This window comes from Flavobacterium sp. N1736 (assembly GCF_025947065.1).
GTDB lineage: Bacteria > Bacteroidota > Bacteroidia > Flavobacteriales > Flavobacteriaceae > Flavobacterium.
Map to the genome: position 1 here is coordinate 2,785,298 of NZ_CP109994.1, position 19,156 is coordinate 2,804,453.

General features: G+C 34.1%; 21 protein-coding genes and 3 tRNA genes. 9 read left to right on the forward strand and 15 right to left on the reverse strand.

Annotated features, from left to right (window positions below; translation table 11 throughout):
- Nucleotides 1–83 precede the first annotated feature (83 nt).
- The 3 genes from OLM54_RS11660 to tgt all read right to left on the reverse strand — a co-directional run bounded on the left by OLM54_RS11660 (nt 84) and on the right by tgt (nt 3,282).
- The gene (locus OLM54_RS11660; protein WP_264534801.1) at nt 84–971 is read right to left on the reverse strand and encodes a DMT family transporter; all 888 of its coding nucleotides are present in this window, start codon (nt 969–971) and stop codon (nt 84–86) included.
- Nucleotides 958–2,046 carry an LptF/LptG family permease gene (locus OLM54_RS11665; RefSeq protein WP_264534802.1) on the reverse strand — a complete coding sequence of 363 codons (1,089 nt, stop codon included), beginning with the start codon at nt 2,044–2,046 and terminating at the stop codon, nt 958–960. Before OLM54_RS11665 ends, OLM54_RS11660 begins: the two co-directional genes overlap by 14 nt.
- A 105-nt stretch (nt 2,047–2,151) precedes the next feature.
- Entirely contained in the window at nt 2,152–3,282 is a 1,131-nt protein-coding gene (tgt, locus tag OLM54_RS11670; RefSeq protein ID WP_264534803.1) for a tRNA guanosine(34) transglycosylase Tgt, read from the reverse strand.
- Between the two features lie 215 nt (nt 3,283–3,497).
- Here tgt and OLM54_RS11675 point away from each other — a divergent pair, with 215 nt between their 5' ends.
- The 4 genes from OLM54_RS11675 to OLM54_RS11690 all read left to right on the forward strand — a co-directional run bounded on the left by OLM54_RS11675 (nt 3,498) and on the right by OLM54_RS11690 (nt 6,421).
- Nucleotides 3,498–3,821, forward strand: coding sequence for a hypothetical protein (locus tag OLM54_RS11675; RefSeq protein ID WP_264534804.1), 324 nt, complete (start codon nt 3,498–3,500; stop codon nt 3,819–3,821).
- Nucleotides 3,822–4,074: 253 nt separating this feature from the next.
- Nucleotides 4,075–4,926, forward strand: coding sequence for a transketolase (locus OLM54_RS11680; RefSeq protein WP_264534805.1), 852 nt, complete (start codon nt 4,075–4,077; stop codon nt 4,924–4,926).
- Between the two features lie 81 nt (nt 4,927–5,007).
- A complete protein-coding gene (locus tag OLM54_RS11685; protein ID WP_264534806.1) occupies nt 5,008–5,961 on the forward strand; it encodes a transketolase family protein in 954 nt (317 codons plus the stop codon).
- 226 nt (nt 5,962–6,187) lie between these two features.
- Nucleotides 6,188–6,421, forward strand: a complete 234-nt coding sequence (locus OLM54_RS11690; protein ID WP_264534807.1) for a hypothetical protein — start codon at nt 6,188–6,190, stop codon at nt 6,419–6,421.
- A gap of 154 nt (nt 6,422–6,575) precedes the next feature.
- On the opposite strand, the gene OLM54_RS11695 is transcribed toward OLM54_RS11690, so the two are convergent.
- Nucleotides 6,576–7,760, reverse strand: a complete 1,185-nt coding sequence (locus tag OLM54_RS11695) for an FKBP-type peptidyl-prolyl cis-trans isomerase (protein ID WP_264534808.1) — start codon at nt 7,758–7,760, stop codon at nt 6,576–6,578.
- A 79-nt stretch (nt 7,761–7,839) separates the two neighbouring features.
- Here OLM54_RS11695 and OLM54_RS11700 point away from each other — a divergent pair, with 79 nt between their 5' ends.
- Together OLM54_RS11700 and OLM54_RS11705 are read left to right on the forward strand one after the other, a co-directional pair.
- Complete coding sequence (locus tag OLM54_RS11700; RefSeq protein WP_264534809.1) at nt 7,840–8,229, forward strand: RNA-binding S4 domain-containing protein; 390 nt, start codon at nt 7,840–7,842, stop codon at nt 8,227–8,229.
- Nucleotides 8,230–8,298: 69 nt separating this feature from the next.
- Complete coding sequence (locus OLM54_RS11705) at nt 8,299–8,799, forward strand: phosphoribosyltransferase domain-containing protein (RefSeq protein WP_264534810.1); 501 nt, start codon at nt 8,299–8,301, stop codon at nt 8,797–8,799.
- Here OLM54_RS11705 and OLM54_RS11710 read toward each other — a convergent pair.
- A complete protein-coding gene (locus OLM54_RS11710; RefSeq protein ID WP_264534811.1) occupies nt 8,791–9,309 on the reverse strand; it encodes a shikimate kinase in 519 nt (172 codons plus the stop codon). The two genes, OLM54_RS11705 and OLM54_RS11710, sit on opposite strands and share 9 nt — an antisense overlap.
- A gap of 127 nt (nt 9,310–9,436) precedes the next feature.
- On the opposite strand from OLM54_RS11710, the gene OLM54_RS11715 reads away from it, so the two are divergent.
- From OLM54_RS11715 to OLM54_RS11725, 3 genes are all read left to right on the forward strand, one after another.
- Nucleotides 9,437–9,509 (forward strand) — tRNA-Lys (locus tag OLM54_RS11715).
- A gap of 39 nt (nt 9,510–9,548) precedes the next feature.
- Nucleotides 9,549–9,621 (forward strand) — tRNA-Lys (locus OLM54_RS11720).
- 44 nt (nt 9,622–9,665) lie between these two features.
- A tRNA-Leu gene (locus tag OLM54_RS11725) sits at nt 9,666–9,748 on the forward strand.
- A 144-nt stretch (nt 9,749–9,892) separates the two neighbouring features.
- On the opposite strand, the gene OLM54_RS11730 is transcribed toward OLM54_RS11725, so the two are convergent.
- The 10 genes from OLM54_RS11730 to ureE form a co-directional block, all read right to left on the reverse strand.
- On the reverse strand, nt 9,893–10,765 hold the full coding sequence (locus tag OLM54_RS11730) for a helix-turn-helix domain-containing protein (RefSeq protein WP_264534812.1): 873 nt from the start codon (nt 10,763–10,765) through the stop codon (nt 9,893–9,895).
- 47 nt (nt 10,766–10,812) lie between these two features.
- Entirely contained in the window at nt 10,813–13,029 is a 2,217-nt protein-coding gene (locus OLM54_RS11735; protein ID WP_264534813.1) for a TonB-dependent receptor, read from the reverse strand.
- Between the two features lie 198 nt (nt 13,030–13,227).
- Complete coding sequence (locus OLM54_RS11740) at nt 13,228–13,434, reverse strand: hypothetical protein (RefSeq protein WP_264534814.1); 207 nt, start codon at nt 13,432–13,434, stop codon at nt 13,228–13,230.
- Between the two features lie 15 nt (nt 13,435–13,449).
- Complete coding sequence (locus tag OLM54_RS11745) at nt 13,450–14,727, reverse strand: RidA family protein (protein ID WP_264534815.1); 1,278 nt, start codon at nt 14,725–14,727, stop codon at nt 13,450–13,452.
- Between the two features lie 112 nt (nt 14,728–14,839).
- On the reverse strand, nt 14,840–15,730 hold the full coding sequence (locus tag OLM54_RS11750) for an urea transporter (protein ID WP_264534816.1): 891 nt from the start codon (nt 15,728–15,730) through the stop codon (nt 14,840–14,842).
- A gap of 24 nt (nt 15,731–15,754) precedes the next feature.
- A complete protein-coding gene (locus OLM54_RS11755) occupies nt 15,755–16,456 on the reverse strand; it encodes a hypothetical protein (protein WP_264534817.1) in 702 nt (233 codons plus the stop codon).
- A gap of 9 nt (nt 16,457–16,465) precedes the next feature.
- Nucleotides 16,466–17,251: an urease accessory protein UreD gene (locus OLM54_RS11760; RefSeq protein ID WP_264534818.1), complete on the reverse strand. Its 786-nt coding sequence runs from the start codon at nt 17,249–17,251 to the stop codon at nt 16,466–16,468.
- Nucleotides 17,251–17,889 carry an urease accessory protein UreG gene (gene ureG, locus OLM54_RS11765; RefSeq protein ID WP_264204901.1) on the reverse strand — a complete coding sequence of 213 codons (639 nt, stop codon included), beginning with the start codon at nt 17,887–17,889 and terminating at the stop codon, nt 17,251–17,253. The genes OLM54_RS11760 and ureG overlap by 1 nt, the downstream gene beginning before the upstream one ends.
- A gap of 29 nt (nt 17,890–17,918) precedes the next feature.
- Nucleotides 17,919–18,611 (reverse strand): urease accessory protein UreF, encoded by a 693-nt coding sequence (locus OLM54_RS11770; protein WP_264534819.1) that lies wholly within the window; start codon nt 18,609–18,611, stop codon nt 17,919–17,921.
- The gene (ureE, locus tag OLM54_RS11775; RefSeq protein ID WP_089353446.1) at nt 18,604–19,116 is read right to left on the reverse strand and encodes an urease accessory protein UreE; all 513 of its coding nucleotides are present in this window, start codon (nt 19,114–19,116) and stop codon (nt 18,604–18,606) included. The genes OLM54_RS11770 and ureE overlap by 8 nt, the downstream gene beginning before the upstream one ends.
- Between the last annotated feature and the right edge of the window lie 40 nt (nt 19,117–19,156).

Sequence of the window (19,156 nt, forward strand, 5' to 3'; positions counted from 1 at the left end):
CCGCAAATATAAAAATATTATACTATTCGTATGATTATTTCGTGTTTAAAATGTAAAAATGCAATTTATAAATAAGTAAAATATTACAGATTCTTCTTGTTTTGATAATGTTTAAAAACACCATTTAAAATAACGGTAATTACAATTATAATCGCACCGATATAAAATTCAGTACTCATTTTTTCTTTTCCTCCAAGAATAAAATAAGCAAGCATAATTCCGTAAACCGGCTCTAAATTAGTCGTTAACATTACAGTATAAGGCGTTAATTTCTGCATTACTTTTACAGAAGCCGTAAAGGCATAAGCCGTACAAACTGAAGCTAAAATGAGTAATAAAATCCAGTTATTTAGTGACATGGTGAAAAAATCGGCAGTAAATTTTCCTTGTACCAAAAAATAAATAGAAATAAAGAAAACTCCTGCACCAAACTCGTAGAATGTAATTACTGAAGGTTCGTGGTCAGAGATTAATTTACCATTCATTAAGGTAAACAAAACCCCCAAAATAATAGAAGCCAAAGCATAATACATGCCGCTCAGGTATTTAACCTCAACCTGCATAATAAGTGCTAAACCTCCAATAATTATTAATCCGAAGAAAACTTCGTACCATAATATCTTTCTTCCGTAAAAAAGCGGCTCTAATAAAGAAGCAAAAAAAGCGCCTAACGAAAATATAGACAAGGTTATCGAAACATTTGAAACGTGAATTGCCTTAAAAAAGAAAATCCAGTGCATTGCAATCAATAATCCCACAAAAATTAATTTGGCAAAAGATTGAACCGATATTACAAAAGACTGTTTTTTATAGACAATAAAACCCGCAAGAAAAAGTCCTGCAAGAAACATTCTGAACCAGACTAAATTTTCGGCATCAATTGTTATTAAAGCGCCAAGAATTGCAGTAAATCCCCAGATAAAAACAATTAAATGAAGGTTTAAATAACTTTTTAAATTATCGTTTCGCATTGCGTAATAAGTAAATCGCCAAAAGTCCAAAAACAATATTTGGAAACCAAACAGCTAATAAAGGTGAGAAAGTAGATTTTTCGGCAAGTGTACCAAATATTTTATCAAAAAACACGAACGAAAATGCAATGGCAATACCAATAGCAAGATTCATTCCCATACCGCCACGACGTTTCATTGCAGATACAGCAACAGCAATAATCGTTAAAATAAATGCTGAAACGGGTACACTATATTTTTTATAAAGTACAACCAAATAAGTATTTATATTTCCTGAACCACGTTTTCTTTCTTTTTCGATAAACTTATAAAGTTTACCCAAACTCAACGTTTCGGCGATATAAACTACCGGCGTTAAATCTTCTAATTCAAACTTAAAAGCGGTATTTTTTTCAGGAGCTTTTTCGATTACATCATTCAGATCTCCAAGAGTTCTTTTTGTATAATCATACATCGTGTAGGTTTTCTTTTTAGGATCCCATTTAATGCGGCTTGCTGTAATTTTATACTTTAGTTTATCTTTTTCAAAATGTTCCAGTGTAAAATTAAAGGCTGTTTTAGATTCATCATTAAAACTGTTTACAAAAATAAAATCATTGTCATTAATTTGTCTGTAAACATTTGTATTATCGCCATGCATTGCTTCTTTTCCACCACCTTTTAAATATGTATATCTAAAATTATTAAAACCTTCACTAGCGGCCGGAACAATAAAAAATCCCATTAAAAGAACCATAAGCGAAACAATAGTTGCACCAATAATAAAAGGTCTTAAAAAACGTGTAAACGAAATTCCGGAACTCAAAATAGCAATAATTTCTGTATTATTCGCCAATTTTGAGGTAAACCAAATTACCGATAAAAACAAAAATATCGGAAATAGGGAATTTAAAAAGTAAATGGTAAAATTGTAATAATAGATAGCAATCTCCGTAAAAGGAATCTTGTTTTCTAACATTTTATTTACCTTTTCAGAAACGTCAATAACGATTCCGATAGGAGCAAATAATAGCAGCATTACCGAAAAGGTAGCCAGATATCTTTTTAAAATATATTTATCTATTATTGTTAACATAAAACTTTTAGTTTCAAGTTTAAAAGTTTCAGGTTTCAAGTTTCAGGTTTCACGTTCTTATAGAAGAAACCTGAAACCTGAAACAAAAATAACCTGAAACAATTTTTATAGTCTTTGACTCATATTTTTAACCATCATTTCTTTCCATGGTCTAAAATCGCCTGCTAAGATATGTTTTCTAGCTTCACGAACCAACCACATATAAAAACCTAGGTTATGTATTGTTGCAATTTGCTTTCCTAAATATTCATTAGCAGCAAATAAGTGACGCAAATAGGCTTTTGTATATTCTGTATCGACAAAAGTATGCCCCATTTCATCAATTGGAGAAAAATCATCCTCCCATTTTTTATTTTTAATATTGATAGTTCCGTTTGATGTAAACAACATTCCGTTTCTGGCGTTTCTGGTTGGCATAACACAATCAAACATATCAATTCCTAATGCAATATTTTCCAAAATATTAATTGGCGTTCCCACTCCCATTAAATAACGGGGTTTATCTTCCGGCAGGATTTCGCAAACAACTTCAGTCATTGCGTACATTTCTTCAGCAGGTTCTCCTACTGATAATCCGCCAATTGCGTTTCCTTGCTGCCCTGAATTTGCAATATATTCTGCAGATTGCTGACGTAAATCTTTATAAGTACTTCCCTGAACAATTGGGAAAAATGTTTGCTCGTATCCGTATTTATAAGGCAATTTATCCAAATGATTAATACAACGATCCAACCAACGGTGCGTCATATGCATCGAGCGCTGCGCATATCTGTAATCGCAAGGATAAGGTGTACATTCATCAAAAGCCATAATAATATCAGCACCAATGGTTCGCTGAATTTCCATTACATTTTCTGGTGTAAAAAAGTGATATGAACCGTCAATATGCGATTTAAACTTCACTCCTTCTTCTTTAATTTTTCGATTACTTGAAAGAGAATAAACCTGATATCCACCAGAATCTGTCAAAATATTACGATCCCAGTTCATGAATTTATGCAATCCACCAGCTTTTTCAAGAATTTCTGTTTGCGGACGTAAATATAAATGGTATGTATTTCCCAGAATAATATCCGGATTAATATCTTGTTTAAGTTCACGCTGATGTACTCCTTTTACAGAAGCAACCGTTCCAACGGGCATAAAAATAGGCGTTTCAATTACGCCATGATCAGTAGTAATACTCCCCGCTCTCGCTCTCGACTGCGGATCTTTTTGTAATAAATCAAACTTCATCTGTTTCTTTTTTCAGTCGGCAAAGATAAGTTAATTTCAGGGAAATTTAATTAGATAATTTGTCAATTAGATAATTAGATCATGTTTGCCAGCCTAAATCAAATGTAAAAGTTACAACAACCACATTAATAAAGTGTAACACCGCAACAGTATTCGTTTTGTAATTTTAATGATATACAAAAAACAAAATTAATATCAATTAAATTATAGAAATCATGATAAATTCAGAAGAAAAAAATCCTGTCGATTTAGATCAGATTAAGGATGATCAAATTGAAAGAAATCTGGAAAACTTAGATTATCCGTCAAACGAAGACATCTACAATCAGGAAGAAAAACTGGAAGATATTGATCCCGAAGGAATATCTGGTGAAAGAACAGTCATTCAAAATGATAACAATGATAATGAATGGAAACAAAATAGTGACAAACTAGGAAATGATTTAGACATTCCGGGTTCTGAACTTGATGATGATCAGGAAGATATTGGCGCAGAAGACGAAGAAAATAATTTCTATAGCGAAGGCGACACAGAATAACCCTTTTTGCCACAAATTTTTACACATTATTTTTTGCCACAGATTACACAGATTAGAACGATTTTTTAAAATCACTTTAATCATGTAATCTGTGGCAAACTTTTATACACTATCTACAAGAATTCAAAGTTTTTTTTGACATCAATAAAAAAACAAGTAAAATTTAACAATTGTGACAAACTAAAGCAAAAAATCATTTGTGAGCCCGCAAAATAAAATTTACTTTTGCACCAGTTTAACTTTTACATATAAAATGAAGCCTAACACACAACAATTAAGCGATTTAACTATCCAAGTAAGAAGAGATATTCTTCGAATGGTACATGCTGTCAACTCAGGTCACCCAGGTGGATCACTAGGTTGTACTGAATTTTTGGTAACGCTATACCAAAATATTATGGAACGTAAAGAAGGTTTTGATATGGACGGAATTGGAGAAGATATTTTCTTTCTTTCAAACGGTCATATTTCTCCTGTATTTTATAGCGTTTTAGCTCGCAGCGGTTATTTCCCTATTTCAGAATTAGCTACGTTTAGATTACTAAACTCACGTTTACAAGGTCACCCAACAACCCACGAAGGTTTACCTGGTGTTCGTATGGCTTCTGGTTCATTAGGACAAGGTTTATCTGTAGCTCTTGGAGCAGCTCAGGCAAAAAAATTAAATGGAGATAATCATTTGATCTATACTTTACACGGAGATGGCGAATTACAAGAAGGTCAAAACTGGGAAGCGATCATGTATGCTTCTGCTAAAAAAGTAGACAATCTTATTGCAACTGTCGACGTTAACGGAAAACAAATTGACGGAACTACAGACGAAGTTTTAGCAATGGGAAGTCTTCGTGCTAAATTTGAAGCTTTTGACTGGGATGTTTTAGAAATTGCCGAAGGAAACAATATCGATGCTATTATTGCAGGATTAACAGATGCAAAATCAAGAACAGGAAAAGGAAAACCGGTTTGTATTTTATTACATACTGAAATGGGTAATGGTGTAGATTTTATGATGCATACGCATGCCTGGCACGGAAAAGCACCAAACAACGATCAGTTAGCAAGTGCTTTAGCTCAAAACTATTCTGCAGATCAAATCGACTACTAAAAAAGTGTTCAGTCTCAGTAAACAGTTTTCAGTTTAAAAAAACTTACTTACTTAGAAACGTAGCACCTCAAAAGAAAAACAATGAAAAAATATACAAATACAGGAAGTAAAGATACTCGTTCTGGTTTTGGAGCGGGAATGACTGAATTAGGTCAAAAAAACGAAAAAGTAGTAGCACTTTGTGCTGATTTAATTGGTTCATTAAAATTTGATGATTTCAAGAAAAATCACCCGGAGCGTTTTTTCCAAATTGGTATTGCAGAAGCTAATATGATTGGTATTGCTGCAGGTTTAACAATTGGAGGAAAAATTCCTTTTACAGGAACTTTCGCTAACTTTTCTACAGGAAGAGTTTACGATCAAATTCGTCAATCAGTTGCTTATTCTGATAAAAACGTAAAAATTTGTGCTTCTCACGCTGGTTTAACACTTGGTGAAGACGGAGCAACACACCAAATCCTCGAGGATATTGGTTTAATGAAAATGTTGCCTGGAATGACGGTAATCAATACTTGCGATTACAATCAGACTAAAGCGGCTACATTAGCATTAGCAGATCATCATGGTCCTGCTTATTTACGTTTTGGTCGTCCGGTTGTGCCTAACTTCACTCCTGCTGACGAGCCTTTCGTAATTGGAAAAGCAATTTTATTAAGCGAAGGAACTGATGTTACAATCGTTGCAACAGGACATTTAGTTTGGGAAGCTCTAATTGCTGCAGAAGCTCTTGAAGCAAAAGGAATTTCTGCTGAAGTAATTAACATTCACACTATTAAACCACTTGATGAAGAAGCAATTCTAAAATCATTGGCAAAAACGAAATGTGTTGTTACTGCAGAAGAACATAACATTCTTGGAGGTCTTGGAGAAAGCATTTCAAGAGTATTAGCTTTAAATACTCCTGCTCCGCAAGAATTTGTAGCTGTAAACGATAGTTTTGGTGAATCTGGAACTCCGGAGCAATTAATGGAAAAATACAAATTAAACAACCAGGCGATTGTTGAAGCTGTAGAAAGAGTTATCAAAAGAAAATAATTTTTTTATTTCTTACTTTATATAAAACCTCGAAATCACTTTCGAGGTTTTTTTTCTCACTATATTGTACATTATATTCATAACGGAAAGATTTTTCTTATATTTACATATTCTTAAACTACGACATTAGGAATTAAATAAACTTTACTCAATTGTAAGTGCACTATTGGAAACAACAGTAATGTTCATTAGCAATATGGGTTTTTAATTAACAAAATGTCGAATTATGAGTACAAACACCCTTTCGAAAGAAGCTGAAAAAAGGCTAATCGATTTTTTTAACAACACAATAGAACCCGAAGAAATGTCAAGGGCAATAAGAAAACTAAATTATATAATTGCGATAGGAATTCTGCGAGAAGATAAAAACCTTAAAAATGAACTAATCAACTTAGAAGGCGGCTTTTATTGGCTCAACGAATTAGCCGAAGTTTTAAATCCTTATTTGAATTTGGAATAAGTTTTTTATTTTAATTTTATACTAAACGGAAACCTCGATTTTAAAAGATCGAGGTTTTTTTGTGCCTTGTCTTTGTCCTAAGAACTGATAAAAATCAAAAACCTCCAAAATCAAATGACTTTGGAGGTTTCTAAAAAATTATCTTTAATCCTGTTTATTTTTTCTTAATAGGATACGTATTATCTAAATGTATTCTTAATCTTGGCTTAGCCGTATAATCTTCTTCTACGTATTTTCTAGGATTCGTTGCAGATTCTACTGGATCATTTGGATCATTAGGTTTTGTGAGTTCCCCCGTTGGTCTTCTAGGCATACCTCTTGGCTCAGTTTCATCTGTATTTGGCGTAAGTGGATTATCTACAATTTCATCCCAAGGATAATAAGTACTTAATCCATAATTAACTCCTCCCACAATACCAATTTGTCCGGTTGGTTTACTAATTTCGAAAAAAGTTGTAAAACCATCTCCGTCATCATCACTATCCAGAAAATCAGGAATACCGTCTTTATCCGTATCATCCGGATTTACCGGTGCGTTTGGATAGATCGTTGTATTTCTAAAGTCTCTTACATAACCATCTCCATTAATATCTTCGTTATAATCAAAAACACCATCAAAATCATGATCCAGTCTTTTAAAATTATAAAATTTAATACTAAAAATTAAAGGAGAGTAAGCTGGAATCGAAGCGCTTCCTGCATAATAACCTAATCCCGAAGGAATAAATAAAACCGCTGCTCCAAAATTCTCATATTTAATAGTTCCGTCAGGCTGAGGAGTCCCAGTTCCGGTTTTAAACTCAGGGAAAGTTTCACCCCATCCAATAATCGCTGTATATAAATCTACACTTGTTTGCGGAAACTTAACTTCTTCAAAAAAAGTAGTCTTTAAATAAGTAGGTGCTTTATCGGTTTTTGCAACACGAGTTAAATAATCTCCTTTATAAGCAGCTAAAACGCCATCAGTATTTACAGGCGATGTTCCTGTACCTTCTCTTAAAACTAAATAGTACATTTTATAAGTAATACCATCCAAATCTACATTTTTGCTTAATAGTTTTGGAAAAGTAGCACTATTAAGATATGACATTATAGAAGGCTGAGTTGTTGGATCTGTAATACTGTCAATAACAACATCCTGATCTTCCTGCGCACCCGCATTTTGGGTTATAGTAATATAATTTGTACTTAAATACTCTTCAATATTAGCATTATCTGTATTAAATTGCTCCTGATAATCTCTTAAAGGCTCAACAGGCGTATCATCATCAGCTTTGTTACAAGAAACTATTGCAATACCAGCAAGCAATAAAACAAAATAATATTTAAATTTATTCATTATTGTTAATTTTTTAGGTGCGCAAGATACAATATTGATTTATTTTTGTAAAGAATTTAACTTGGATTTTAGAAAAATTATGAGAATAGATAAATACTTATGGTGCGTGCGTTATTATAAAACCAGAAACATGGTTACAGAGGCATGCAAAAAGAACCATATTACTGTAAATGGGCAGGTTGCCAAGCCATCTAAAGAAGTATTCCCAACGGACAAAATTACCTTTAGAAAAGATCAGATTACCCAAATTATAACCGTTCTGGATATTCCCGAAAGTCGTGTTGGGGCAAAACTTGTTGATATATACCGAAAAAACGAAACTCCGCCCGAAACTTATGCGCATTTAGAGTTATTGAAATTATCTAAAGAACACTATCGCAAAAGCGGAACCGGAAGACCAACAAAAAAAGACCGAAGAGATATTGACGAATACGGAAATGAAATTTTTGATGAAGATGAAACAGAATAAACTTCAAAAATCTGAAATCCACAATCTACAATCTAAAATTCAATTTGTACTTTAGCAAAAAAATCAATCATGAGCAAAAATATCATCTTAACCAATCAGGAAATCGAGCATAAAATAAAACGTATTGCGTATCAAATTTACGAGACTTTTGTTGATGAAGAAGAAGTTGTTATTGCCGGTATTGCAGCTAACGGATCTGTTTTTGCCCAAAAAATTGCTTTGGCATTAAGCAACATCTCTACGCTTAAAATTTCACTTTGCGAAGTTAAAGTCGACAAGCAAAATCCGCAATCACCAATACAGACCTCATTGAATGCATCAGAGTATTCAAATAAAGGGTTAGTTCTTGTAGATGATGTCTTAAATTCAGGAACTACATTAATATATGCCGTTCGCCATTTTTTAGACGTTCCGCTTAAAAAATTCAAAACGGCAGTACTTGTAGACCGAAATCATAAAAAATACCCTGTAAAGGCCGATTTTAAAGGAATTTCCCTATCAACATCTTTACTTGAACATGTTCAGGTTGTTTTTGACGACAATGGCGACGATTATGCTTTTTTAAGCTAAGATTTCTAAAATATCCTGAACTGTGTCTTCGACCGTTTTATTATCAACCGAAACTTTATGTTGCGCATGGTTGTAATAAAAACTTCTGTCGAACAAATGTTTTGCGATAAACTCTTTCATTTCTTCCTCATTCATATTAGCGATTAACGGGCGTTTGCTTTTGTTATGAATTAATCTATTATATAAAGTCTCTATCGAAGCTTTTAAATAAATCGAAGTAACATCATCTCTTTTTAATAATTCGTGGTTATTTGCATAACAGGGCGTTCCTCCGCCTAAACCTATTATACTATTTTCTGCAGACTGAAGTAATTCTACAAACATTTCGTGTTCTAATTTTCTAAAATAGATTTCTCCATGTTGTTCGAAAATCTCATTTATCGCTAAATTGGCTCTTTTTTCGATGCATTTGTCCAAATCTAAAAATGGAATATTTGTAATTTTTGAAAGATTTTGGGCAATGGTTGACTTTCCGCAACCCATATATCCTAATAATATGATTTTTTTCATTTTAATAAAACCCTATAAACTAGGGCGTTGTAGACGTTGGTTAAAAAAAGACAAATTTATAATAAAAATGCTTGCAAATAATAAAATAAACTCCTTATATTTGCACCCGCATTCAAGAAACGAATATGACTCGATAGCTCAGTCGGTAGAGCACATCACTTTTAATGATGGGGTCCTGGGTTCGAGCCCCAGTCGGGTCACAAATTTTGTGATTAACACATAAGTTTCTTGATAGCAATGACTCGATAGCTCAGTCGGTAGAGCACATCACTTTTAATGATGGGGTCCTGGGTTCGAGCCCCAGTCGGGTCACAAAAGGTCGAGTAATTTATTTTACTTGACCTTTTTTTATTTTAGGCCACGTGGAGAAACGGTAGACTTGCCATCTTGAGGGGGTGGTGCTCGTAAGGGCGTGTGGGTTCAAATCCCACCGTGGTCACATTATCATTAATTAAGGATAATTAATTCTTTCATCATTTGTTATTTTACGTATTTGATATGCAAATTCTCTACCTCTATTTATTCTGTATGAAATGATACACAGGGTATATTATTATTATATTTTTACAAGGGAAATATAATCTTATTTTAAAAATTGCAATCTGTATTCTTTAGGTGTAATTCCGGTAATTTTTTTAAAAAGCTGTGTAAAATGAGAAGCTGTGTGGAAATTGAGTTGATACGCAATTTCGGCAATATCTTTACTGGATTGAAGGAGTGCCTTGCTATAATTAATATCCATTTCGTTAATCCATTGTTTTGGTGATTTTTGAGTTATATTTTTTACACATTTATTAAGGTAATTTTCTGTAACAGATAGTTTATCTGCATAAAATGTTACTCTTTTTTCATCTCTGTGATATTTGAACAAAATATCCCGGAACTGAAGAGACAAATCCATAGGACGAGTAGCTGATTTATGATGACTATCAGAATCTGTACTTAATATTTTAACCAAAATAAGATGAAGCATAGTAATGATTATCTCATTTAAATTTAACTCATTAAGCCATAACTCCTGCTCCATAATGGTGAGCAGTTGTTTAATCGTTCCGTAAGTAAGGTTATCCAAATTTAGGAAAGGAGGCATAAAAAAAATGCTGGTTTTATGTTTGGGTAATTCCTGTTCAGATACAATATTGTTCTCATAGGCTAAGAAAAAACCTTCGGCATCATCAGATAATTCTATGGTTGCCGTAATTGTTCCTTGTTTGATAAAAATAACACCCCCTTTTTCTACATTATATTCTTTATTCTCCAGATACTGTTTAATATGTCCGTTGGTAATAAATAGAACAAAATTAAAAGTGGTACGGTATGGAACTACAGGCATAAGAATACCTTTTAGATAATCTTCAAGCCTGTAAAGCTGTATATCTGCATTATTAGAAAGTATTTTTTCTGTAATATTGGGAAGAAAAAGCTTTTTATATTGAAAATTAGAAAGTGTTTCCATATTAATTATCCTATTAAAGATCGTGCAAATTTAATAATGAATATCATTTAAAATTTATAAAATATTCCCATTTTTATCCCAAAAGGATTTCCCGGAGTATAGGTAATATCAGTAATTGGAGCCGTTTCATTTTTCAATTGAGTTTCTGTCGCAAATTGAGCTTCATTCCATTTTACATCAAATAAGTTATTGATTTGCAAATTAGCGCCCCATTTTGCACGGCTGTAGGAAAGTATCAAATCATTTACAAGATATGGTTTTGTTTTGAGACTATTATCCTCAACAGCAGGTCTTTCACTAAGATATCGATACTGTAGCCCTATAGAAAAACCTTTCAGAAAATCCCAATTTAAAGATCCGGTACTCGTAATTATTGGTGCTAATGGGATATAATCTTCTCCTTTTGCCTCCTCTATTAATCGAGCATGAGAATAATTAATATCAGCATTTAGGTACAGATTTGGTAATGGCTGGTAACGAATACCTAAATCAAAACCATAACGTTGTGATTTTCCCGAAGGTTCGACTACTGCATCATCACCTACGTAAACAAATTCCTGTTGTAGAAACAAATACCATATTGTTGGCGTAATAATTAGTGATTTTAAGGGATGAAGTCTTGTTCCGAAATCAGCTCCTATCGAGTATGGTAACGTGTTATGTCCGTTTTGAGGAATTACTACCCTCATATCATTAGAGTGAAATCCCATACCTGTTTTTAATAACCACACAACTTTATCACTGGAAGCATAAGATAAATTAAGCTTAGGACTCAGTCTGGTTGCTTCTGATGATTGTCTGCTAGGCAATTGTTCCTGATCCAGTAAATTATGCATATTGAAAATAAAATGATCTAGCCTTAACCCTGGAGCAACAGTCCATTTTTCGGTTTTCCATATCAATTCTGAATAAGCATGCAAATTGGTTTCCAGGCCAGTATCATCCATTTTTTTATCTAACAACAAATCTCTGTGATAAACATGATTGAGTTGCAAAGTCCCAATATCGTCATTTCGGAATCCAATTCCGGATATCAATTCTATAGAACTATTAGACAGGATGAAATTTTTGATATGTTTAAATTCACTGCCATAAATATTTCTGCCGTCTTTTTGTTGAATTTCATCTCCGTGAATAGGATCATTTAGGAAAAATGTAAAATCAGAATACAGATTAAAATTATACTTAGAGTACCATCCCATCGCTTCAATATGCTCTGATGGAGAAATGATATGTTTAAAATTCATCTGAATATTGGTACGGGAAGTACTTCCTCCTTCAGTAGGATCGATACTTCTCCAGCGATCAATAATTCCTTCATTAACGGCACGTTCCGGAATTTGTCCTGAAGCATTCCAGGAAGAATTGAACGTAGAAAACTGAATGTTGAAATAATCATTATCTGTTAGCCACTGGTTATATTTTCCAAAAATATTAAGTCTGTTGAAATTTTGTTTTACATCAAAAGGCCCATCGGTGTAATTGTATTCTGTTGCTATATAGAAATTTTTCTTGTTGTCGGGATCGTTTATGATATTGAACATTCCCAGAATTCTTTTGGTATTAAAAGAACCTGCTTCGAGTTTAATCATACTGTTTTTCAAAGAGCTATAAGTTTTAAAATCTACATATCCCGCAGTATTAAAATCTCCTCTGTCAACATAGTAGGCCCCTTTTCCAAAATCGATATTATTGATGGTTTCGGGAATTACAAAATGCAAATCCGAATATCCCTGACCGTGGGCATGCGATACAATATTTACAGGCATTCCGTCTACATTCACACTTACGTCCGTTCCGTGATCTGCATCAAAACCTCTCAGAAAAATTTGTTCTGCCTTTCCGCCGCCGGCGTGTTGGGCAATAAACAAACCAGGAACTTTGCGCAATAAATCCTGAGCTGAATTTACTGGGAATTTATTAAGATCAACCTTTGTGATATCTGAAAGAAATGAATTATGGTTAATAATTATTTCGGAAATCTCAATAGGTTTACGCTGAAGAAAAATGACTTTGTTTTCATACGCTGTATTGCTATTAACCACCCATTTCTTCTGATCATATCCCTCATGACTAATTATAAGTGTATCAGGAAAGTGTTGAATATGCAATTTGAATGAACCATCTGGTTCTGAATGGGTATGTAGGTTTCCGTGATTGTATTCTATCAAGGCGTTGCCTACAGGGAATTTGTTGTCTGTATCTTTAAGGAAAGTTTGTATTTCACTTTCTTTCTTCTGTGCTACAGAGGCTACACTTATCATTAAGACAAGGAAGGTTATTGTATTTTGAATTCTCGTCATTTTGTTTTAATATGAAATGTTAGAGCAAAGGCATTGATATTTGTAATCATATAATTGTTTACTCTGAGTATAATCTACAAAATCTGGTTGCAAAAGCCTCACACAGATTTTGTAGATCTTTATGTTTAATGTGATTCAAAAGTTTTATTATCAGTAAAGCTAGAATCCAACCATCATGCCTATAGCAATACGATTGACTGTAGAAGTCTGTGTATTGGTATTGACGATCTGTTTGGCGCCAGTATCATATTCTAAACCTATTAAGAAGTTTTTGGTTACATCATACATGGCATTGATATCATTATTCCCCCTTTTATAAATTATTTTTTGAGTTAAATGTTTATCAAAATGAGGTACTATACTCATCTAAATAAATGACTGTTATACTTGTGGAGGTGTTCCTTCTGCGTTTGAAACAACTACATCGATTTGGATTAATGCATCCTTTAGTAATGCCGACACGCCAACTGTTCTTCGTGCAGGAATACCACCCGGAAAGAATGTTGTATAAACTTCGTCTACAACGTTGCTATCTGTGATGTTTTTAAGGAAAATATTAACTTTAACCACATCTTCCATATTATGGGAGATACTTTCTAAAATTGCCTTGATGTTTTTCAGGCATTGTTCTGCCTGTTCTTTTACACCTCCGGCTATCATTTCACCAGTTTTTGGATTCAAAGGTAATTGAGCCGAAATGTGATTATAATGAGAGAATGCTACCGTTTGTGTAGACAAAGAATTCTTTGGTGCATTTTCAGTATTGTTTGCTTTTATGACGATTCCATGTCTGTCTTCAATAGCTTGAGGAGGCGTTCCGTCCCCATGTGATACCACTGCTTCAATTTGCACAAGGGAATCCATAGATAAAGCCGAAACAGCTACGATTGTTCTTGCAGGAACATAAGCTACAGCTCTTGCAATAGCCGAGTCCGGAAAAAATGTTGAATAAACCTCATCTACAGCTTCAATGTCTGACAGGTTTTTAAGGAAGATATTAATCTTAACAATATCATCAAAAGGAACATCAATACTGTTTAAAATGGTTTTGATATTTTTTAAACACTGTTGAGTTTGCTCTTTTACACCTCCCGTTATCAATCGGCCAGTTTTTGGATCGATAGGTAATTGAGTTGAAAGATTATTATAATGAGAAAATGATACTGTTTGCGCAGACAAAGTACTCATAGGCGCATTTGCCGTGTTATGGATAAGTTTTATCAGATTCCCTGCCTGTGGTGCATTAGGAATTGTACCCTCACCATTTGAAACAAGTGCTTCAATTTGTACCAAAGCATCCATAGGTAAAGCAGCAACTGCAACTGTAGTTCGTGTAGGAACATAAGTAGGGAAGAATGTTTTATAGACTGCGTCTACAGCATCAACATCCTTAATATTCTTGACGAATACAGTGATTCTAACAACATCGCTCATGACGTGATCGATGCTGTCCAGAATTGACTTGATATTTTTAAAGCACTGTTCTGTCTGTTCTTTTATACCACCCGCTACTATTTTACCGGATTTTGGGTCGATTGGTAATTGAGCCGAAAGATTATTATAATGTGAGAATGCTACAGTTTGTGAATATGAACCGATACTTTTTGGAGCATTTTCGGTATTTCTTGCTAGTATTGAATTTGTTTTATTTGATGCCATTTTGTTTATTTATTAATGATTTAAGTAATTTTTAGCTGATTCGTTCTGCTATCAAGGCAAGAAAAGCTGTTATGATTTGAATTTGATTTAGTGCTATTATTAGTAAAGGTGATTAGTTTAGTTTTTTAGGAATAAAAAGTCTCTGAATAAGTAATGTAATACAGGTTCCGGCAACAAACGGAAAAGTTAATACTCCGCCAAATTCAGTGAGGATATTATTATCAATCAGGAAGTCATCAATAGCAACTGTAATCAGGACTGCGATTAATACCCATAATCCGTCTGTTTTTTTGAAACCTGAAAAAACAATAGCAGAAAGTACCGCGTTAAAACCGAATAGTCCCATATGAATACCTTCAATTGATTCTCCATCCATATAAGAAAAATAAGCTCCCAATAAAGATCCTACAAGACCATATAAAGCTGCTGCCGGGGAACTGATAAAAATTGCGATAAAGAAAATGACTCCGGATAATAGTCCTCCTTGAAAAATAACTTCGCCAAAGCCATTTATGGGTGTTATGAATTCGCTATAAGCTACAGTTTCCGGTTTTGCACTAATCATTTCAGAAGGGGGGATATTTGTAAAATGATGTAAAACAAAAACACATACCCAAATTATAACAATGAATGGAAATGTAAACGCGGGAATTTTTTTGCTAATAAAAAAATGCTGGATAATGCTTGCCAGTGCACCACCCACAGCAATAAGCATCCAGATTAATAGTGTGGTCTGAAAGAAAAAAGACAAAGCCACTCCCGCCAAAGCTGCACTAAAACCATATAATCCGGCATTAATTTCGGATTTGTCATAACCTAGTTTCATAGCGGTAAATGTTCCAACACTTGTAGCCAGCAAAATAGCAACACCTCCTTGCCAGCTTCCTATAAAAATACCAATAAGAAACAAGAGTCCTGTCCATCTGTTTTCCTGAAGCATAATTTGCCCTATCCCTTTTAATTCATTGTCGATAAAAGGAATTTTTGTAAAAATTTTATTCATTGTGAATTGTTTTTTGTTTTGATTTTACCATCCTAAAAAGACCATTCCAATACCACATATAGTGACTACTGCGCCACTTATAACACTCATATAACGTTCTAGTTTGTCTGTATTGAAAAAGTTCGAATATCCGTACCGTCCAAGTAAAACCATACCAAGCATCGTTGCGACAGTTGTAAGTGTAAATGGTACTACTAGTGCAACAATTTCGGTCACGGAACGATTTAATCCCGAATAAAAAAGAAGTGGTGTAAGTGGTTCACTCGGTCCCATGACAAAAATCATGAACAACACAAAGGGCGTTACTTTTATTCGGCTCTCAGGCATAACGACTTCTCCGTGATTATGTTCATAAACATAAACATCATCTCCTAATACATCAAAATGCTTGTGAGGTTTGTTTTTTATGGTTTGAATCACTCCGTATATGAGATAGATTACACCAAAAAGAAGCAAGGCCCAACCCGAAATATTGCCTCTGATTTCCTGAAACCATGAAAATTTGTTAAGCTGCCATCCCATAAAAACTCCTACAGTGCCTAAAACCAAAGAACTTAAAACGTGCCCAAAACCACAGGCAATTGTTAGTAGAATTGTTTTGCTTTTGCTCCATTGTTTTGATTTAGACAACACAATAAATGGCAAATAGTGATCTGGTCCTGATGCCGTGTGGATAAAGCTTATCGATACAGCACTTAGTATTAATGCCCAAATAGTAGTATTCATAACTTATTTTTATTCTAATTCCCAAAGGATTTCCTGAACCCTGAGAAAAAAATTATACATTACTTCTCCGCCAAGTCCCAGTGCTCTAATAACGAATCCGCTATCTTCCATTGCCGAAATACCGATTTCCATCTCATTTTGTGTTTCAATAATAGAATGGATAGTATCGACCAAGACATTTTTATCTACATTTTCTTTTGTACTATAAAAAATAAGTGTTCCCTGATGGGTAAATTCTTCCAAATTTCCTATACTATTTATAGGAATCAGATCCGGTTGAATAAGCACATTATCCTTTACAACCAATTTGTTTTTATGATAAATCTCTGTAAGATTTTGAAAACGTCTCAATTTAAAAAGCTCTCCATAATGCTTTCTTCCACAAGTAATAATCTCACTGATTATCACTTGACTGTTGGTACCAATACGGATTTCGGCTTTACTTTTGAAATTAGAATTTTCATGAGGAACCACCGGATGCGGAACATAGGCAAAAGAAGTGTCATCCTCCATTGAGATAGTAAGTTGCTGCACAGCATCATCTTTCATATTAAATAATCTTTGATATGATTGTGACTGTAGCTGCAATGCGGCTCCTTTCTCCAAAACAATATCCAATTGGTAACGGTCACCAGATAGAATTCCTGGCGAGGTACTCATCACAATTTGATAAAGTTTATTGTCACTTTTGCGTTGTCCTACTGAGACTACACGAAAAGGAGGAGATACATAGAGGTCTTTTACATAGGAACTTCCTTGTTTATAACCTGCTATAATATGTAAGCGACTGTCCATTATCTTACTAGATTCGGTTCTTCACATTCTTCCAGTAAAGCATATTTTTTGATCCAGCCTATAATTTCCGGCACACCTATATCTTTTTTAAGATTTGTAAATATAAAAGGAGTTCCTTTTCTCATTCTTCTTGTGTCGTTTTCCATCACTTCAAGGCTCGCTCCTACATAAGGCGCCAAATCAATTTTATTGATAACCAGTAAATCTGATCTTGTAATACCTGGTCCTCCTTTTCTTGGAATTTTTTCACCCTCGGCAACATCAATTATAAAGATAGTCACATCGGCAAGATCCGGACTGAAGGTTGCTGATAGATTATCTCCGCCACTTTCAATAAAAATCAATTCAATATGAGGAAATCGGTTTGCCAACTCATCTACTGCTTCAAGATTCATACTTGCATCCTCGCGAATAGCCGTGTGAGGGCATCCTCCTGTTTCTACTCCGATAATGCGCTCATGAGGCAAAAGACTGTTTTTTGCCATAAACTCTGCATCTTCTTTGGTATAGATATCATTTGTAATCACACCAAGGTCATACGTTCCGTATAAATGTCTGCTCAATCGTTCTAATAAAGCCGTTTTTCCAGAACCTACTGGTCCGGCAACTCCTACTTTTATATATTTTCTATTTTCCATTTTTTTTGTAAATTAATTTTTGATTTTAATTAGGACATGTATAGTCTTGAATAGAGTCTTTCGTGCTGCATACAGCGAATGTCAAAAGAGGTATTGCATAGTCCTATATACTCTCGCTCTAATGTTATAGTTTCCTGAGCTGTTTTTTCCATTATGGGATACAGGCGAAACAAAATATCCTGTCCGTCCAATTGTCCCAGTGGTACTAACTTTACAGCATTGGTAATCATTCCTGCGGTAGAAGTATAGTAAAATCCGAAAAGTGCTTCTTGCAAAGGAATTTTCAGCAGGCAGCAATACATTCCAAAAACAATACAGTAATGGGAACTTGCTTCATGATTTCGGACAGCTTCTTCATAAGCTTCCATAAACTGGAAATTCTCATGTCTTTTGAAAATCTTAATCAAACGCAATCCCAATTTCTGGCTTGCCTGACGGATTTCTCTTGGGCACTTTAAAGCATTACATTCCTGATCCAGATCTAAAATGTTTTTTAGATCACCAGACTCAGTAGCTTCATAGGCCAATTTTACAAAAGCACCGTCGTTGTACTTGAGATTATACTTCAGCATGTTTTCTACAAATTCCTGTGCAGTTGCTGCATTGTGTACAATTTTATTTTGCACATACGTTTCAAGTCCGTTAGAATGAGAATATCCTCCAATAGGCAATGTAGGATCTGAAATATGCAAAAGGCTGGCTAAAAATTTTATATTATTCATCTTTTGGAGCTGCCATTTTTAGGATTTTAGTAAAAATTGTTGAACCCAAGCTTCCATGTCCGTGTGGTTCTACATTTGATTTTAATAGATTCAATAATTTCACGGATTGTTTTTCGGGTTTAAAACCGCTCACTTCAAGCCATCTGAACATTGGCATTTCGAAAGGCAACAACACTTTGTCTTCTTGTATAAAAAGCGGAATATGTTTGTTTCCAATTTCATAGCACACTGTTCCCATTTCGAGCATTGAAGACGGAGAAATAACAATAGTTTCTGTCTCCAGAATATTGACCACAATTATTTTCTTTTCATTTTCAAAAAGAATATCTCCTTCTCGAAGACGTTGTCCTTCTCTAAGGAATTTAATGGCAATATCTTCTCCCTGACGTGTTTTTTTACGTTGAATTCTCTTTGTCGATTCGAACCATTCCAGGTCGAGATAATCTATTGATCGTCCGTTAATTGTACTATTCGAAATAGTACCTAAAGTTTCACTGATGGTCATCGTTTTTTTATTTTTTATATGAGACCTAACGGGTTTTAAA

Excerpts from the sequence above, each read along its gene's own strand:
- OLM54_RS11685 (WP_264534806.1), top strand. The coding sequence starts at position 5,008 with ATGAAAAAATATACAAATACAGGAAGTAAAGATACTCGTTCTGGTTTT.
- OLM54_RS11770 (WP_264534819.1), bottom strand. The coding sequence starts at position 18,611 with ATGAATAATATAAAATTTTTAGCCAGCCTTTTGCATATTTCAGATCCT.
- OLM54_RS11660 (WP_264534801.1), bottom strand. The coding sequence starts at position 971 with ATGCGAAACGATAATTTAAAAAGTTATTTAAACCTTCATTTAATTGTT.
- ureG (WP_264204901.1), bottom strand. The coding sequence starts at position 17,889 with ATGGAAAATAGAAAATATATAAAAGTAGGAGTTGCCGGACCAGTAGGT.
- OLM54_RS11665 (WP_264534802.1), bottom strand. The coding sequence starts at position 2,046 with ATGTTAACAATAATAGATAAATATATTTTAAAAAGATATCTGGCTACC.
- tgt (WP_264534803.1), bottom strand. The coding sequence starts at position 3,282 with ATGAAGTTTGATTTATTACAAAAAGATCCGCAGTCGAGAGCGAGAGCG.
- OLM54_RS11675 (WP_264534804.1), top strand. The coding sequence starts at position 3,498 with ATGATAAATTCAGAAGAAAAAAATCCTGTCGATTTAGATCAGATTAAG.
- OLM54_RS11750 (WP_264534816.1), bottom strand. The coding sequence starts at position 15,730 with ATGAATAAAATTTTTACAAAAATTCCTTTTATCGACAATGAATTAAAA.
- OLM54_RS11680 (WP_264534805.1), top strand. The coding sequence starts at position 4,075 with ATGAAGCCTAACACACAACAATTAAGCGATTTAACTATCCAAGTAAGA.
- OLM54_RS11690 (WP_264534807.1), top strand. The coding sequence starts at position 6,188 with ATGAGTACAAACACCCTTTCGAAAGAAGCTGAAAAAAGGCTAATCGAT.
- ureE (WP_089353446.1), bottom strand. The coding sequence starts at position 19,116 with ATGACCATCAGTGAAACTTTAGGTACTATTTCGAATAGTACAATTAAC.
- OLM54_RS11760 (WP_264534818.1), bottom strand. The coding sequence starts at position 17,251 with ATGGACAGTCGCTTACATATTATAGCAGGTTATAAACAAGGAAGTTCC.
- OLM54_RS11745 (WP_264534815.1), bottom strand. The coding sequence starts at position 14,727 with ATGGCATCAAATAAAACAAATTCAATACTAGCAAGAAATACCGAAAAT.
- OLM54_RS11730 (WP_264534812.1), bottom strand. The coding sequence starts at position 10,765 with ATGGAAACACTTTCTAATTTTCAATATAAAAAGCTTTTTCTTCCCAAT.
- OLM54_RS11735 (WP_264534813.1), bottom strand. The coding sequence starts at position 13,029 with ATGATAAGTGTAGCCTCTGTAGCACAGAAGAAAGAAAGTGAAATACAA.
- OLM54_RS11700 (WP_264534809.1), top strand. The coding sequence starts at position 7,840 with ATGAGAATAGATAAATACTTATGGTGCGTGCGTTATTATAAAACCAGA.
- OLM54_RS11740 (WP_264534814.1), bottom strand. The coding sequence starts at position 13,434 with ATGAGTATAGTACCTCATTTTGATAAACATTTAACTCAAAAAATAATT.
- OLM54_RS11710 (WP_264534811.1), bottom strand. The coding sequence starts at position 9,309 with ATGAAAAAAATCATATTATTAGGATATATGGGTTGCGGAAAGTCAACC.
- OLM54_RS11755 (WP_264534817.1), bottom strand. The coding sequence starts at position 16,456 with ATGAATACTACTATTTGGGCATTAATACTAAGTGCTGTATCGATAAGC.
- OLM54_RS11705 (WP_264534810.1), top strand. The coding sequence starts at position 8,299 with ATGAGCAAAAATATCATCTTAACCAATCAGGAAATCGAGCATAAAATA.
- OLM54_RS11695 (WP_264534808.1), bottom strand. The coding sequence starts at position 7,760 with ATGAATAAATTTAAATATTATTTTGTTTTATTGCTTGCTGGTATTGCA.